Raw genomic sequence first — 16,523 nt, 5'->3', positions numbered from 1 at the left:
TAAGTTACCCCATTATTATATTATTGTATCTTTGACCGCATGAATTTAGAGGATATACAGACAGTACGGTCTATTCTTTCCAAACCCCAAAAAATCGTAATCATACCTCATAAAAACCCGGATGGCGACGCCATTGGTTCATGTTTGGGGTTGCAAAGTTTCCTATTGGAAAAAGGTCATGAAGCTACGGTCATAACCCCCAATGATTATCCAAAATTTCTAAAATGGATGCCAAGCAGTGGCTCTATCCTTAACTATGAAAGAGAAAATACCGAAGCCAAAAGATCATTGGAAGAGGCAACGGTTGTATTTACTCTTGACTTCAATGATTTATCCAGAACCGGGCAGTTGGATAAGGTGCTACAGGAGAAAAGTGCAGATTTTATAATGATTGACCACCATCAACAGCCAAGCGATTATGCTACAGTCACTTATTCCGATGTCAGCATGAGTTCCACCTGTGAGATGGTTTATAATTTCATGGAATTTTTGGGAGCATTGGATACCATCACAAAGGATATCGCTACCAATTTATATACAGGGATTATGACTGACACAGGTTCATTCAAATATAGGTCAACCTCTAGCAGAACACACAGAGTTGTCGCTGATTTAATTGATCGGGGAGCAGATAACATGAAAATCCATCAACAAGTTTTCGATACCAACTCACCCTCACGACTCCATTTATTGGGAGTGGCACTAAGCAATATGGTCATTTTGCCAGAATACCGTACCGCTTATATTACTTTGACACAGCAAGAATTGGACGAAAATGATTTTAAAAAAGGTGACACTGAAGGTTTCGTGAATTATGGATTGACTTTGGAAGGGATTATTTTTGCCATGATTTTCATTGAAAACCGTGAAGAGGGCATTATCAAAATTTCATTCCGTTCTATTGGTGATTTTTCTGTAAATGAATTTGCGAGAAAACACTTTAATGGTGGAGGTCACGATAATGCTGCGGGAGGAAGAAGCGAACTGAGCATGAAAGAAACCATTGAAAAGCTTAATAAAATTCTAAAAACATACAAAAGCCAATTAAATCCATGAGAACAATATTCTTTCTTTTTATGGCATTCCTATTGGTAAATTGTGGCGGCCCCGAACCAAGAAAACCTGTAAAGGTCAAATCTGGCAGCTTTTTTAAAGAATCAGTTGAAAGAAATAAGCAGCTGCTGCAAGCGGAAGAAAAAATAATACAAAGTATTATAGCCAAAGACACTGTTCACAACTACATAGCCAGCCCAAGCGGGTTTTGGTATTATTTTGATACCAAGAATCAAAATTCGATTTATACTCCAAAGACCAATGATCAAATACTTTTTTCCTACAACTTGGTCACTTTTGGCAATGACACCCTATACACCATGAAAGATATGGGTCCGACCTCCTATGTAGTAGATAAAGAACAATTGTTTCCTGGTTTGCAAAACGCAGTCAAACTGCTTAAAATTAATGAACGGGCCACATTTTTATTCCCATCTTTGCAAGCTTATGGATATCATGGTGACGGAAGCGCCATTGGTCCCAAAACACCTTTAAAATCTACAATAGAATTACATACAATCATTATAAATCAAGATAGTTTAAACTTAAAAACAGAAAATCAATGAAACAGTCACTTGTTTTAATCACTCTATTTTCAATCATACTCCTTGGATGTAAGTCCAGCAAATATGCAGATTTAGGAGATGGAATCTTCGCCGATATACAAACCAGCAGAGGGGATATTATTGTTAAACTGGAGCATGAAAAAACTCCAGTGACCGTTGCCAATTTTGTGGCACTTGCCGAAGGAAGCAGCCCATTTGTTAGTGATAGCCTTAAAGGGAAAAAGTATTACGATGGCATTATATTTCATAGAATCATTAAAGATTTCATGATTCAAGGAGGTGACCCCTCCGGTACTGGAAGGGGAAATCCCGGATACAAGTTCAAAGATGAATTCCATGATTCTCTAGCGCATACCAAAAAGGGAATTCTGTCCATGGCCAATTCAGGACCAAAGACCAACGGAAGTCAATTTTTCATCACTCACAAGGAAACCCCTTGGCTAGATGGAAAACATACAGTTTTTGGTGAAGTGGTAAGCGGAATGGATGTTGTTGACACTATAGCAAATGTTGAAGTTCTTACACCAGCTAACAAACCAAAAGTTAATGTAATCATGAACAAAGTTGAGATTGTAAGAAATGGTAAGGAAGCCAAGAAGTTTGACGCCGTTCAAATTATGACCGACTACTTTGCACAGGAAGAAGCTGCCGAAGCAGCAAATAAAAAAATGATGGAAGATTTTGTTGCTGAATTAGCCAAACAAAAAGAGGAAGCTGAAGAAACTCCTTCTGGACTTAAGATTTACACTTTGGTCAAAGGAGAAGGTGAGCAACCCAAAGTTGGTCAAAAAGTTTTGGTCAACTATGCAGGTTGGTTACCCAATGGAACATTGTTTGACAGTAACCTTGAAGAAGTAGCCACAAAGTTCAATAAGTTCGACTCCAGAAGAAAGCAAGGTGGAGGTTACATGTCAGTACCTATGGATTATAGCCCGGAAGCGAGGTTGTTCCCAGGATTTAGAGAAGCTCTCCTTACCATGAAGGTCGGTGATAAAATTCGGGCTTTTTTACCTTCGCATTTAGGCTTAGGCCCACAAGGTGGTGGTCCAATACCTCCAAATTCCGATTTAATCTTTGATTTGGAGATTACCGGTATCCAAGAATAAAATAAAATGGATTCAAAAATAAAAAAGCGGCACAAATGTGCCGCTTTTTTATTTTTACACAAAGGTTTGTTAAGATGGCCAACCTTATTGGGAATCTAAGAATTAAGGATTAGATTAGAAGTTCCAAATACATCTTCGCACCATTTAATGGAACAAAAGACCAAGACAATTATTGCCATAGCACTTCCAGTGCAAATTATTCTGGTGAAGTGGATTGGAAGCTATCCAGATTTTGTTGAGGATTATTACAGTAATGGAATATATCCGAGTATCTCACAATTTTTAAGAATGCTTTTTGGGTGGATTCCCTTTTCCGTAGGGGATCTTTTGTATACCGTACTTTTTGTTTTGGCAGCCAGATATGTGTACCGCAATTGGAAATCCATAAAAAGAAGCCCATTGCTCTTCCTAAAGAATATTATTGTGGTGCTGTCCATTGTCTATTTTGCATTTCATCTGCTTTGGGGAATGAACTATTACCGGCAACCCATTACTTGGAAATTGAACATTGAAAAAGAATATACAAAGGAACAATTGACATCCTTTACTGAATATCTTATAGAAAAATCGAATCAATATCAAACCGAAATCACCGGGGATACTATTGAAGCTGTAAAAATTCCTTATTCCCAAAGGGAAATATTCCAAAAAACCGAAGAAGGTTACATCAATCTCAAGAACACTTATGCCAGTTTTGAATACAAAAAACCCAGTATTAAAGCTTCCATCTATAGTTTACCACTTACTTATATGGGTTATGGTGGGTACTTGAACCCTTTTTCAAATGAGGCACAGGTAAATGGCAAAACCCCCATGTTCAGGTTACCAACTGTAAGCGGACACGAAATTGGACATCAGTTAGGGTACTCGGCTGAAGATGCAACCAATTTTATTGGTTTTTTGGTCACCGCCAAACATAGCGACCCTTATTTTAAATACGCTGCATATTCCAATGCTCTTGCTTATTGCTTATCTGATTTATCAAGAAAAGACGAGACAAAGCTTCATGAAGTATTACCTAAACTCAATCCGGGAGTCAAAAAAAACTTCAAAGAAGTATCCGAGTTTTGGCAGCAATATGAAAACCCGTTGGAACCAGTTTTTAAATCAATTTTCAACACTTTTTTAAAAGCAAACAACCAAGAAGAGGGTATTAAAAGCTATAATTCGGTCGTGGGGCTATTGATAAGCTACCACGACCGAAACGGGTTTTGAGTTAGCCTCCCGTATTAATTCTTTTTTGATTCTATCCAAATGGCCGATTCCGGTTTTGCATAAAAGCTCTCAGGCATGCCCATTTTACTTAGTGAAATGTTCTCAAACTGCACTGTATTTCTGGCATCTAAAATCTTTGTTCCTTCATAATTGTACCATGTAATCGATTTTGGAAGGGTAAGACCATCAATTTCTTGCCAATCATTATATCGAATCCATTTTACATTATCTGAGACTTCTCCCGTCCTATAGGTTACGGTATACCCTAACCAAGACATTTTGTTGGTTTCAGGGTCAAAATGAATAAAATATTCATCCTTGGGAGAGGTTCCAATTCCAGAATTATATGAAATACTTACTCCTGGGTAACTTTTTCCTTCATACTCCAATGCTTCTGTTTTGCTATAATTTATACCATCATCTGCCAAAACAAAAGGCATAGCGTAAAAATAGAACATCAGATTATGGTAAAACCCTGCGTCTCCCTTATACTCTTTATCAGTATCCAGCAACCACACTTGGTTACCATCAAATCCCATGGAAAATTGCGGCGTGTCCACCCTATCCCTTCTACTCCATAAATCTATGGTATGGGTCTCGGTAAAATCCGTTTTGGGCATTTCGTATGTTAGAGTACGTTGGGCCCTCCACATATTTAATCCACCATGAGTATCAAAAACCTTTGCCAACGCTTCTGTGAACATTGGAGCTGACTCCACTTTCATTACTTGGGTATTCTCCTTGATTTCCTCTTTTTTTGAACCTTGCTTACATGCTCCAATGGCAAGTGCAAAAAAAAGGATGATTGCTTTTTTCATTGTTTCTAGTTTGCGCCTTTGTCGGAATTGATCTTCTAAGATTACAAGAATATGTATTTTTGGGTCGTGAAGGAAACCAAACTCATCAGCAGTGCGCAAAACCCTTTAATAAAGAAAGTAGTACTGCTTAAGGAAAAGTCTAGAGAACGAAGGAAAACCGGGCTTTTTATTGTAGAAGGAAAACGGGAGATTGAACTCGTCGAAAAAGGAGAATATATTATAGAGACCATTTTTTTCTGTCCTGAAATCCTTATTGATTTTTCTAAAAATTCCATTTCAGAAAATCCAAATATCCAATTCATTCAACTGGCAAAATCAGTGTATGAGAAAATAGCGTACAGAGAAACGACAGAAGGTATACTGGCCATTGTAAAATCCAAGGACCATTCCTTACAAAAAATCCAGTTCAAAAATCAAAACCCGTTAATTCTTGTGGCAGAAGCTCCAGAAAAACCGGGCAATATTGGTGCATTGTTACGTACTGCTGATGCAGCAGCTGTGGATGCCGTACTTATCGCAAACCCTAAATCCGATATATACAACCCCAATATTATCCGTTCCAGTGTGGGCTGTGTGTTCACCAATCAAATTGGTATCGGTACAACCGAAGAAATCATACAGTTTTTGAAAACAGAAGGAATCAATATCTATTGTGCCGCACTAACCGCATCCAAAAATTATGTGGATTGCAATTTTGGAGAAGCCACTGCCATTGTTGTTGGCACAGAAGCAACCGGCTTGACCCAAACATGGTTACAAAACGCCAATCAAAATGTGATTATACCCATGCAAGGGGAAATCGATTCCATGAACGTTTCTGTATCGGCTGCAATACTTATATTTGAAGCGAAGCGGCAACGCGGATTCTAGCCTATGGAAAAAACTACTCTCTTCTACATCATCATCAGCATTTTGATAGTACAATATTTGGTTCACCAAATATTGGAATACCTTAACGCGAAAAGATTTAAATCTAATGTTCCGGGCGAATTAAGTGATGTGTTCAATGATGATGAATATCAAAAATCACAACACTACAAAAAGACCAATTATCAATTTGGATTGTTTTCAGATGGTTTTTCATTGATTTTGACACTTTGTTTTTTATTGTTTGGTGGATTTGAGTGGATAGATAGCTTCACCCGTTCATTTTCAGTGGAAACCATCCCCATGGCTTTGATTTTCTTCGGAATCATATTATTGGGAAGCAGTATTCTTGGGTTGCCCTTTTCGTATTATCAAACTTTTGTGATTGAAGAACGCTACGGATTTAACAAAACGACCAAAAAGCTGTTCGTTTTGGATAAAATAAAAGGTGCCATTCTTACCACGGTTTTTGGTGGGGGGATATTAGCACTTTTTATACTCTTTTACGAATGGACAGGTCCCAATTTCTGGATATACACCTGGATTTTGATTGGATCAGTTATCCTATTTATGAATTTATTCTACAGTAGATTGATTGTACCGCTTTTCAACAAACAGACGCCTTTGCAAGAAGGAAGTTTAAAAAGTGCCATTGAGGGTTACGCTAAAAAAGTTGGTTTCGACCTCAAAAATATTTTTGTGATTGATGGGTCCAAACGGTCCACTAAAGCGAATGCCTATTTTTCAGGATTTGGAAAGGAAAAAAGAGTCACCTTGTTCGATACCTTGATCAACGATCTTAATGAGGAGGAAATCGTGGCCGTTCTAGCACATGAAGTAGGGCATTATAAACGAAGACATATCATTTTCAACTTAGTGGCCTCTTTGGGATTGATGGGTTTTACCTTATATATTCTTTCACTTTTCATCAATATTCCAGAAGTATCATTGGCCATTGGGGTCTCCACACCAAGTTTTCATGCTGGGTTGGTCGGTTTTGCGCTACTCTACAGCCCCATTTCAGAGATTACAGGATTGGCCATGAACTATATGTCCAGAAAATTTGAGTTCCAAGCCGATGATTATGCAAAAAACACGTTTGCCGCCATGCCCTTGGTAACCTCATTAAAAAAACTGTCCAAAAACAGTTTGAGCAATCTTACCCCACATCCTGTCTATGTTTTTGTGCATTATTCACACCCACCTCTTGTAGAGCGAATTAGAAACTTAAAGGCATAATTTTTGTTGGTTAGCTTTAAAGATTATGCTAACTTTAATATACTATGACGGAGGCTGCGATTGAAAAAGAAAACAAAGAGATAGCTAAGCAATACAAAGAATTGCTTCGTATAAGTTATCAAACCTTGACCAAAGAGGACAAGAAGTTGATACGCTCTGCGTTTGATGTTGCCGTAGATGCCCACAAAGACCAACGCAGAAAATCTGGTGAAGCCTATATCTTCCATCCCATTGCCGTTGCCAAGATCGTTGCTTCAAAAATAGGGCTGGATGCCGTTTCCATTGCCTCTGCCCTCCTCCATGATGTTGTTGAGGATACACCATACACGCTTGCTGACATTGAGCGTATGTTTGGTGATACTGTTGCACGAATTGTGGATGGACTTACCAAGATTTCCCACCTTAAAAAGGATAAGGACATCAGTCAGCAAGCTGAGAATTTCAGAAAAATGCTATTGACTTTGCATGACGATGTCAGGGTTATCATCATAAAAATTGCCGATCGCTACCACAACATGCTCACTATGGATTCCATGCCAGAGCACAAGCAGGTAAAAATAGCATCGGAAACGCTCTATATTTATGCTCCATTGGCCCATCGTATTGGGCTCTACAATATTAAAACGCATCTTGAGGATTTAAGCCTAAAATATACCGAGCCAGAGGTCTATAATGATATACAAGCAAAAATTGAGGATACCGAGGAAGATCAATTGGCCTATATTGAGGATTTTGCCGATGTGATTAGAACCTCACTGGACAAGGAAGGTCTTAATTATGATATAAAAGGGCGGATGAAATCCATTTTTTCTATTCGAAGAAAAATGAAGGCCCAAAATGTTTCTTTTGATGAAGTATATGACAAATTTGCCATTAGGATCACCTATAAATCAGATAGAAAGAATGAAAAGTTCCTTGCCTGGAAAATATACTCCATTGTAACGGATCATTTCACTCCTAATCCCATTCGACTTAGGGATTGGATTACTTCTCCAAAATCCACAGGATATGAAGCCTTGCATATTACCGTAATGGGTCCCAAGGGAAAATGGGTAGAGGTACAGATACGAAGTGATCGAATGCATGAAATTGCTGAAAAAGGCTATGCCGCCCATTTTAAATACAAGCATGGTGAACAAAAAGAACAAGGTATAGAAGGTTGGTTGAATAGATTACAAGAAGCTTTGGAAACTTCCAACAGCAATGCAGTTGACTTTGTAGAAGAATTTAAACTGAACCTCTACTCCAAGGAAATATTTGTGTTTACCCCCAAAGGAGATCTAAAATCAATGCCTAAGGGTGCCACTCCTTTGGATTTTGCCTTTCATATCCATACCGAAGTAGGCATGAAAACCCGGGGAGCGCGGGTCAATGGAAAATTGGTCCCGCTAGGATCGGAATTGCATAGTGGCGATCAGGTTGAGATTATTACTTCAGAAAGTGCCAAACCCAACCAAAGTTGGTTGGATTATGCCCAGACCGCAAGAGCTCGGTCAAAAATCAAATCCTCATTAAGTGAGGAAAAAAAGAGTATTGCTTCCGATGGGAAAGAAGTTTTGCGTAGAAAATTAAAGTCGCAAAAAATTACGTTGAACGAGGATACCGTAAATAAACTGGTTACCTTTTTCAAGCTAAAAACTAGTTTGGACCTTTTTTATCGCGTGGGAATAGGGGTTATTGACAACGAACGGATAAAAGATTTTGCCTCCTCCTATCACAATGCCTTTCTTAATTTCTTTAAAAGTAAAATAAGAAGAAATCCTAAGCTCAAGGATGTAGACAAAGAAGAAATTACCACTAAATATGACATGCTCGTATTTGGAAAGGAAGAGGAAAAATTGACCTATAAACTTTCCCAGTGCTGCAATCCAATTCCCGGGGATGATGTTTTTGGTTTTGTAAGCGTAAACGATGGTATTAAGGTACACAAAAAGAACTGCCCCAATGCCATTTCACTACAATCCCATTATGCATACAGGATCATGTCTGCCAAATGGATAGATTCCAGCCAAGAGGAATTTACCGCTGATGTTCAAATTACTGGAATAGACAATTTAGGATTGGTCAATGATATTACCAATATCATATCTGACAATATGCACGTGAACATGCGTAACCTTAATTTTAGTGCAGATGGTGGTACTTTTAAAGGAAAAATAACCCTTGTTGTGAAAAACAACAATATCCTTAAAAAACTGATCAATAATTTAAAGCAGGTTGAAGGGATAGACAAAGTGACCAGAATTTAATTTTTAGCTGTACCTTTGTCATTTAGCATAGGTGAGAAAGCTATGGGGAACAATAAAAATCAGGAAATTGTAAAAAATGTGTTCACTTCCTTCCTAGAGGAAAAGGGGCATAGAAAAACACCTGAACGCTACGCCATTTTACAGGAAATTTATGATAGTGATGATCATTTTGATGTAGAATCGCTCTATATTAAAATGAAGACCAAAAATTATAGGGTCAGTCGTGCCACTTTGTATAACACCATTGAACTTTTATTGGACTGTAAACTCGTACGCAAGCATCAGTTCGGGAAAAATCAGGCGCAATATGAAAAATCCTATTTTGACCGGCAACACGATCATGTTATCCTAACGGACACTGGAGAGGTGGTAGAGTTTTGCGACCCCCGTATCCAATCCATCAAAAAAACAATTGAAGAGGTTTTTGACATAAAAATCAATAACCACTCACTCTATTTCTACGGAACACGAAACAAAGAAGAAGAAAACCTAACTGAATAACCAATATACTTCATGGTAGATTTATTGCTTGGACTCCAATGGGGAGACGAGGGAAAAGGAAAAATTGTTGATGTACTTACCAAAGATTATGATATAATAGCCCGCTTTCAAGGAGGCCCCAACGCAGGGCACACTTTGGAGTTTGACGGCATAAAGCATGTTCTGCATACCATACCTTCGGGAATTTTTCATAAAAATGCCATGAACATTGTGGGTAACGGTGTGGTTATTGATCCGGTAATCTTTAAAAAGGAACTGGACAACCTTGATAAGTTCAACATAGATATTGTTTCCAAGTTATTGATCTCAAGAAAGGCCCATCTTATTTTGCCAACACACCGTTTGTTGGATGCCGCTTCTGAAACAGCCAAGGGAAAAGCCAAGATTGGATCTACCCTAAAGGGTATTGGCCCAACTTATATGGACAAAACAGGCAGAAACGGAATGCGTGTTGGGGATTTGGAGTTTGACAATTGGAAAACAAAGTACCGCACATTGGCCGATAAACATGAAGCCATGATCGGGTTCTATAATGTAGATATCCAATATGATTTGGCCGAGTTGGAGACCGAGTTTTTTGAAGCCGTTGAAAAACTGAAAAAACTCACTTTTATTGATAGTGAAGAATATATGTTCAAGGCTCAGGCCGAGGGCAAAAAAATATTGGCAGAGGGTGCTCAAGGTTCGTTGTTAGACATTGATTTTGGAACTTATCCTTTTGTGACCTCTTCCAACACCACTGCAGCCGGGGCTTGTACAGGCTTGGGCGTAGCACCTAACAAAATTGGAAGGGTATTGGGAATTTTTAAGGCCTACACCACTAGAGTGGGCAGTGGCCCCTTCCCTACCGAACTTTTTGATGAAGACGGTGAGACCATGGGCCGCGTGGGGAATGAGTTTGGCGCCACTACCGGACGAGCCAGACGTTGCGGATGGCTAGATCTCGTAGCTCTTAAATATGCCGTGCAGATCAATGGTGTTACCGAACTAATGATGATGAAGGCGGATGTATTGAGTGGGTTCAAAACCATAAAGGTTTGTACCGCATACAAATACAAAGGAGAGGAAATACAACACCTACCCTATAATATAGAAAGTGAAAATATCACCCCTGTTTATACAGAACTGAAAGGTTGGGCCAAAGACTTGACCAAAATGACCAAGGCCGAAGAGCTGCCACCAGCGCTTAACGACTATATTGCATTTTTGGAGGAGCAATTGAATGTGCCCATCAAAATAGTTTCTGTAGGGCCGGATAGGGTACAGACCATAAATAGATAAGGTTGTAGTAACAAAATCCTTGGTGATTAGTCTTAATAAAAAACTGATCATAATGGATGCACCAACAACAACCAACCAAACATTTACCATAGGTAAAGCGGCACTGATTGCCGGGTTGGGCTTATTGCTCATGACACTTACCGTACCTTTTGCCGAATTTTATATTTTTCCAAAACTTATTGGCGATGATGCTGCTGCCACAGCAGAAAACATCAGCAATGAAAAACTGTTGTTCTCCACAGGTATTTTTCTACATCTCTTTACTTTGCTCTGCGATATTGTGGTGGCCTGGGCACTATACCTTTTTCTAAAACCCGTAATGCGGTACTTTTCGTTGCTTGTAGCATGGTTTCGGTTGATCTATACCGCCATGTACCTAGTAGCACTGGCCAATTTGATGAAGATACTTGCCCTAGTGCAAACCTCAGGTGACTCCACAAACATACAATGGGCAGAATCCGTACAATTGCACATAGATTCCTTTCGGTTGGAATGGTCTTTTGGACTGATTATTTTTGGGATATATCTGGTTTTATTGGGCTATTTGGTGTTAAAAGCGCAGTATGTTCCCAAAATCTTTGGAATCCTGTTATTGATTGCGGGATTGGGCTACGTGATTCACACCTTGGGCGCCTTTTTTAGCCCAACTACTGATTTAAGCTTTTTGTTCTTTACCTTCTTTGGAGAACTGGTATTTATGGTATGGTTGCTGGTAAAGGGCCGAAAGTTACAGCTAGCCGTTCCCGAATAACAGCAATTTGGAACTAATGTTCAATATATAGGATTCATCCCCATATTTAGGGGGAGGTGTCTACCAAAAGTGGACGGAGGGGTACATTGCATCCCTTCCGTCTTGATGTTGGCATCAAGCCACCTTCCCTGTCATCCTAAGCCATGTCACACTGAGCCTGTCAAAGTGCGTTTCGATACGTTAGAAACCATCCTTCCACAAGCTCAGGATGACAGTTCTGCAACATTACACTTCCAAAATACCCTCAATAAGCTGCCAAAGCACCTTTACTTGGTACAGGGCGTCTTTTTCTTCTTCATACAAGGTTTCTTGGGAGTTGTAGATGGCCACATCATGCACCCATTTTAGGGCTTTTACCCGATCAGGGCCATCCAGGGCATCCACATATTCCAACAATTTTACTTGTGCCGGAGTGAGCAGCTGGGAAATTTTTGATACGTGCCGTGTATCATCCGTAGCCATGGGCGAATTACATTTGGGACACCGCTGACCATCTTCACCATTTCTCATAACAAGGTGATTAAAAAGTTAAACAAAAGGAAAAGGGTGTTGTAGAATGTATAAAGGCATTGCCTTGAATATTCTAGGGGTTTGTACCCATTTGCCTATCCTATATCTAGTTCGACCATGGTTGTAGGCATCTACAATAATACGTTTCGCGCCTCAAAGATACGGCTTAAAACAAAATAGTGGGATTTATCTTTAGGTAACCAAAGGTTAATCGTGTAAAAAGGGTAAATTGTGTTTATAAACGAGTTAGTCACAATTTGGATTAAATGAATAAATTGGATTATAGTGTATCGCTACGGGCAAAAGGCCTTGGCTCGGAGGATATAAAAAAGAAAATGGAAGAGAAAGGATTTGAGGATTCTGAAATTCAGTACTATTTAAAAAAATCAGATGAGATTTTTCTAAATCAGTCCATACACTACAAGGGGCTGAAGCCTAAAGGAAAAAGCAAAAATATCATTAAAACGATAGCTCTAGCATTTAGTTTTATACTCTTAATTAGCGTCCTTTTGGGTTACGTTAAAATAGGTTTGTTGGGACTAGTTATTTTATGGGGTATTGTTGGTTTTAGCACATCCAAAAGATAACAAAAACAGTTGCTGACAATGGCAATAATTCATTTTAGTTTTGTACCACACCAAAAGTCATAGCAGAGACAAACCGTTAGCCAACATTTGAAATGAACATCAGTTTTGACCTTGACAGCACCTTAATTCCTAATGGAAAAGAATTTGAAACCGAAAAAAGGCACGGAGTTGCTAAACTGCTCGGAATTGAAGAAATGCGAAAAGGAACGTGTGAGTTAATATCAGAATTACAAAATCAAGGAAACAGAATTCATATTTACACAACGTCATTTCGAACAAAAAGTAAAATAAGACGGACATTAAAATATTACGGAATCAAAGTTGACCGAATAGTTAATCAAACCGAAAATCAGCGTGAATTAAAAGCTCGAAATATAAACTCGTCAAAATTCCCACCTGCTTTTGGGTTTGACATTCATATTGATGACTCAAAAGGTGTTGGAATCGAATCTGAACGACATAATTTTAAAGCTATAATTATTGAACCAAGTGATGAAAATTGGACTGAAAAAATAAAAAGAGGAATACAAACAACATTTCAGTTTAAAATATTAAAAAGACTTTTTAAGGAATTATGGCTTCATTCGAGTGAGTGTAAAGAACCAATTGAAAATATGTGGTATTCTATTCAAGAAACAGCAAAATCTAATGGAGTTAGCCGAAAAGAAGTGAGAAAGCATTTAAATCTTTTGATGGACAATAACTATATAAAAATCACATCCGAAGAACCGCTATTGTTTGAATTCACCGAAATTGGAAAAGAGATTAAGACTGATTTAGAAATAGAGAAAATAATAAAAAGCGTTGGGTAACAATGGCTAAATTCATTGTGGTTTTGTGCTACACCAAAACAAAAACATAAGCTTATTTAGATGACCCATATTCAGGACATGAACAATCGGATAAGGCAAAATCGCGAGCAACGGCCTTCTAACCGAGTAAAATTTAAAGAAAACAGAGAAGCAATCCATACCAAAGCTGATGGTAAAAAAACCCAAACAAGTTTCAAAACCGCAAACGAGCAAGAACTGGAAAGCATAAAGAATTCAATCCGTGAAAAAGCCAAAATTGAAAATAGGAGAACGAAAATCCTCTATTTTCTTTTAGTTGCTTTTGCGGTTGTGGCTGCAATCGCTTTTATAGTATTAATGAATTAGAGTTAGTTTATAACAGCGGCCACAATTAATTATGATTTTGGTGGAATTATAGCTGGAACCTTTTACACTAGCCAAAAAACAACTCATATCAAAATGACCAAAGAAGGAAAATCAAAAAAAGGAACTATAATTGGAATAATAGCCGGGATAATATCTTTTGTATTGGCTTATTACGGAGTTCAGCAACTTTTTAAAACGGATTTTGCCTCCGAACTGGAGAAAACAGCTTTGGAATTGAACAAACAAACCCCAATGCAAATTGACCAATTTACTAGATTGGATAGTGCTTCAACAAAAGGAAAAACGAATTTTATCTATCATTATACCCTTGTAAAGATTGAAAAATCTGAAGTTAACCTTGACACAGTAAACAAGTATATAAAATCAGACATTGTTGATAACGTTAAAAATAACCCTGATCTAAAAATATTTCGTGACAATGAGATAACCCTGGACTACAAATATTATGACAAAAATGGAGAGCTCTCCATAGAGATTTCCGTTACACCAGAGCTTTACAAACAATAGGTCCAGTTCTCCATAATAGTAATAATTCATTGTAATTTTGGAAGAATCATAATCCAAACCATTCTACCTAACCAAAAAAACTACATATTTAATGAAAAGGACTTTGTATGATTTAACCAAAGAGGATTGGAACACACTTTTTCCTATTGAATTGGTTGACCATGACCCTGAATGGAAAAATATCTATGAGAATGAAAAAAATAGAATAATAGCTAAAGTTGGGAAAGAAAAAATACTGCGCATTGAGCATTTTGGCAGTTCATCAATAGCTTCGATAAAATCTAAACCCTACATTGATTTAATGATTGAGATTCCCGAAGAGCTATTGTTCAACGAAAAACTGATTGAGGAATTCACAGCATTGGGATATTCCCATTTTAAAGTTCCGGCAAGAGAAAATATAGCGGAATACTCCACATTTGGAAAAGGTTACAATGTAGATGGAAAAAAAGAACAGATTTTCCATATTCATATGTGCCCAAAAGATAATGTGATGTGGAAACAAATTGATTTCAGGGATTATCTAAATGCAAATAGTAAAAGAGCACAGGAATACGAAAATCTAAAACTGGAACTAGCTTCTAAATTTAAAAATGACCGAGGCTCCTACGTACTTGGGAAAACCGATTTTGTAAATGAAACGTTGGATATAATCAGTAACACTAATACATAAAAATTGCGGGAGATTACATATTGAAGACAGAAAAAAACGAACTGAAAATCAATACAGAATTAATTGACAAAACTTCATTGTTGAGTTTAAACGAAATATTAACTGAACTGAATTTACCTATTGGAAAAAACACACTTCACCAAAGATGTTCAATCATAATTTAATAACTTTTAGCCCACAATACAATAGCTACGCATAAAGCGTTGGCGGTGATTTAAAAACTAGTAAGGAATTATTGGAGAATAAAATAGAATTAATTGAAAGCATAGGGAAGATTGTTGTCTTTATTATGCTGCTGCTTTCCGTCTTTCTTTTTACGGTCAAAACAAAAAACAAATTATCAAATAGGTTATTTGGTATATATCTTTTGGTCATTGCGTTTGACTTAATTGGTCTTTTCACGAACAAGACACTAGAATACCCCAATATCCAAAATTTAAAAGTCTCTTCAAGTTTGTTGCAATTACCCCTCTTCTATTTGTATGTACTGTCTGCCTGTTACATCAACTTTAAAATAACAAAAAAACATATTGTACATGCATTCCCCTTTTTCCTATTTCTTTTTGTTTTTAAGACAACTGGGTTCTCTAGCGAAAGTTTATTGCTTTTCAAAATAACTGCGGAACTACAATTTATAGTTTACATCATCATCATATTCATTATTTTAAAAAAATACAAAACCGTATACCTAGAAAACTACACAAATGCCAATTACGCAATATATAAATGGCTATTTCAAATTTCGGTGTTTTCTTGTATTGCCCATTCATTTGTCCTTATAAGGTGGGGGTTATCCAATTCCGCACTGCAACATTACATTTTGAACGTTAATATACTGATCAGCATTTCCGTATTGTTGATAACTGTTTTTTTTGTCTTAAAAGCCTTGTATCAACCAAAACTTTTTACCGGCATCAACATCAACCTTAAGCCTATAGCAGTAGGAGTTGAAGAGAAAAACAAAGGGTATTTTCATAAAAAAAACGAATTAGAAAATAAGTATCTAAAGAAACTGACTTCCTTTATGGAGGAGAGAAAGCCCTATTTAGATTGTGAATTGACATTGCAGAAATTAGCTTTTCAAACGGACATCCCAGAAAAGGACCTATCCATATTGATCAACCATCAATTGGGCAAACATTTTTTTGATTTTGTTAATGAGTATAGAATAAATGAGGCCAAAGAGGTTTTAAAAAACCCAAATGAAAAAGATGTGACAATTTTGGAAATTTTATATCAAGTAGGCTTCAACTCTAAATCTTCTTTTTACACTGCGTTCAAAAAAATCACAAATCAAACCCCAGTCCAATATAGAAAACAACATCTGTCCAACTAAGTTGCAAACAAATTAGTCCGACTTTCTTTACTCGGACTTTTAACTGTATACAAACCTTCATTTTTGTTAAAAACTAATAAAAACGA

General features: G+C 37.4%; 18 protein-coding genes. 16 read left to right on the top strand and 2 right to left on the bottom strand.

Features of this window, described 5'->3' with window-relative positions; genetic code table 11:
• The first annotated feature begins 39 nt into the window (after positions 1-39).
• The 4 genes from CRO15_RS10805 (at position 40) to CRO15_RS10790 (ending at position 3,940) form a co-directional block, all read left to right on the top strand.
• A complete protein-coding gene (locus CRO15_RS10805) occupies positions 40-1,056 on the top strand; it encodes a DHH family phosphoesterase (RefSeq protein ID WP_097045845.1) in 1,017 nt (338 codons plus the stop codon).
• Positions 1,053-1,619 carry a gliding motility-associated peptidyl-prolyl isomerase GldI gene (gene gldI / locus CRO15_RS10800; RefSeq protein ID WP_097045844.1) on the top strand — a complete coding sequence of 189 codons (567 nt, stop codon included), beginning with the start codon at positions 1,053-1,055 and terminating at the stop codon, positions 1,617-1,619. Before CRO15_RS10805 ends, gldI begins: the two co-directional genes overlap by 4 nt.
• Positions 1,616-2,725 carry a peptidylprolyl isomerase gene (locus CRO15_RS10795; RefSeq protein ID WP_097045843.1) on the top strand — a complete coding sequence of 370 codons (1,110 nt, stop codon included), beginning with the start codon at positions 1,616-1,618 and terminating at the stop codon, positions 2,723-2,725. Before gldI ends, CRO15_RS10795 begins: the two co-directional genes overlap by 4 nt.
• Before the next feature lie 147 nt (positions 2,726-2,872).
• Positions 2,873-3,940 (top strand): DUF3810 domain-containing protein, encoded by a 1,068-nt coding sequence (locus CRO15_RS10790; RefSeq protein WP_097045842.1) that lies wholly within the window; start codon positions 2,873-2,875, stop codon positions 3,938-3,940.
• A gap of 14 nt (positions 3,941-3,954) precedes the next feature.
• Here the strand turns inward: CRO15_RS10790 and CRO15_RS10785 are convergent, their stop codons facing one another.
• Positions 3,955-4,758: a DUF6503 family protein gene (locus CRO15_RS10785; RefSeq protein ID WP_097045841.1), complete on the bottom strand. Its 804-nt coding sequence runs from the start codon at positions 4,756-4,758 to the stop codon at positions 3,955-3,957.
• A 51-nt stretch (positions 4,759-4,809) separates the two neighbouring features.
• Between CRO15_RS10785 and CRO15_RS10780 the strand changes: the two genes are divergently transcribed.
• Genes CRO15_RS10780 through CRO15_RS10755 form a run of 6 tightly spaced genes read left to right on the top strand, consistent with a single transcriptional unit; the run spans position 4,810 to position 11,646 of the window.
• Complete coding sequence (locus CRO15_RS10780; protein ID WP_097045840.1) at positions 4,810-5,628, top strand: TrmH family RNA methyltransferase; 819 nt, start codon at positions 4,810-4,812, stop codon at positions 5,626-5,628.
• 3 nt (positions 5,629-5,631) lie between these two features.
• Positions 5,632-6,864 carry a M48 family metallopeptidase gene (locus CRO15_RS10775; protein WP_097045839.1) on the top strand — a complete coding sequence of 411 codons (1,233 nt, stop codon included), beginning with the start codon at positions 5,632-5,634 and terminating at the stop codon, positions 6,862-6,864.
• Between the two features lie 44 nt (positions 6,865-6,908).
• Positions 6,909-9,113: a RelA/SpoT family protein gene (locus tag CRO15_RS10770; protein ID WP_097045838.1), complete on the top strand. Its 2,205-nt coding sequence runs from the start codon at positions 6,909-6,911 to the stop codon at positions 9,111-9,113.
• A gap of 42 nt (positions 9,114-9,155) precedes the next feature.
• On the top strand, positions 9,156-9,614 hold the full coding sequence (locus tag CRO15_RS10765) for a Fur family transcriptional regulator (protein WP_097045837.1): 459 nt from the start codon (positions 9,156-9,158) through the stop codon (positions 9,612-9,614).
• A gap of 12 nt (positions 9,615-9,626) precedes the next feature.
• Positions 9,627-10,895, top strand: a complete 1,269-nt coding sequence (locus CRO15_RS10760) for an adenylosuccinate synthase (RefSeq protein WP_097045836.1) — start codon at positions 9,627-9,629, stop codon at positions 10,893-10,895.
• Between the two features lie 52 nt (positions 10,896-10,947).
• Positions 10,948-11,646, top strand: coding sequence for a DUF4386 domain-containing protein (locus CRO15_RS10755; RefSeq protein WP_097045835.1), 699 nt, complete (start codon positions 10,948-10,950; stop codon positions 11,644-11,646).
• Positions 11,647-11,871: 225 nt separating this feature from the next.
• On the opposite strand, the gene CRO15_RS10750 is transcribed toward CRO15_RS10755, so the two are convergent.
• A complete protein-coding gene (locus CRO15_RS10750) occupies positions 11,872-12,156 on the bottom strand; it encodes a hypothetical protein (protein ID WP_097045834.1) in 285 nt (94 codons plus the stop codon).
• 266 nt (positions 12,157-12,422) lie between these two features.
• Between CRO15_RS10750 and CRO15_RS10745 the strand changes: the two genes are divergently transcribed.
• The 6 genes from CRO15_RS10745 to CRO15_RS19765 all read left to right on the top strand — a co-directional run bounded on the left by CRO15_RS10745 (position 12,423) and on the right by CRO15_RS19765 (position 16,437).
• On the top strand, positions 12,423-12,743 hold the full coding sequence (locus CRO15_RS10745) for a hypothetical protein (protein WP_097045833.1): 321 nt from the start codon (positions 12,423-12,425) through the stop codon (positions 12,741-12,743).
• Between the two features lie 92 nt (positions 12,744-12,835).
• Positions 12,836-13,555 (top strand): hypothetical protein, encoded by a 720-nt coding sequence (locus CRO15_RS19930; RefSeq protein WP_243396951.1) that lies wholly within the window; start codon positions 12,836-12,838, stop codon positions 13,553-13,555.
• A 60-nt stretch (positions 13,556-13,615) separates the two neighbouring features.
• Complete coding sequence (locus tag CRO15_RS10735; protein ID WP_097045832.1) at positions 13,616-13,900, top strand: hypothetical protein; 285 nt, start codon at positions 13,616-13,618, stop codon at positions 13,898-13,900.
• 93 nt (positions 13,901-13,993) lie between these two features.
• Positions 13,994-14,428: a hypothetical protein gene (locus CRO15_RS10730; RefSeq protein ID WP_097045831.1), complete on the top strand. Its 435-nt coding sequence runs from the start codon at positions 13,994-13,996 to the stop codon at positions 14,426-14,428.
• A 91-nt stretch (positions 14,429-14,519) separates the two neighbouring features.
• Positions 14,520-15,101 (top strand): GrpB family protein, encoded by a 582-nt coding sequence (locus CRO15_RS10725; protein WP_097045830.1) that lies wholly within the window; start codon positions 14,520-14,522, stop codon positions 15,099-15,101.
• A gap of 820 nt (positions 15,102-15,921) precedes the next feature.
• Positions 15,922-16,437 (top strand): helix-turn-helix domain-containing protein, encoded by a 516-nt coding sequence (locus tag CRO15_RS19765; RefSeq protein WP_165769945.1) that lies wholly within the window; start codon positions 15,922-15,924, stop codon positions 16,435-16,437.
• Positions 16,438-16,523 lie beyond the last annotated feature (86 nt).

Source organism: Flagellimonas pacifica (assembly GCF_900215465.1).
GTDB classification, from domain to species: Bacteria; Bacteroidota; Bacteroidia; order Flavobacteriales; family Flavobacteriaceae; genus Flagellimonas; species Flagellimonas pacifica.
This window is presented reverse-complemented; position numbering and strand designations above follow the sequence as displayed.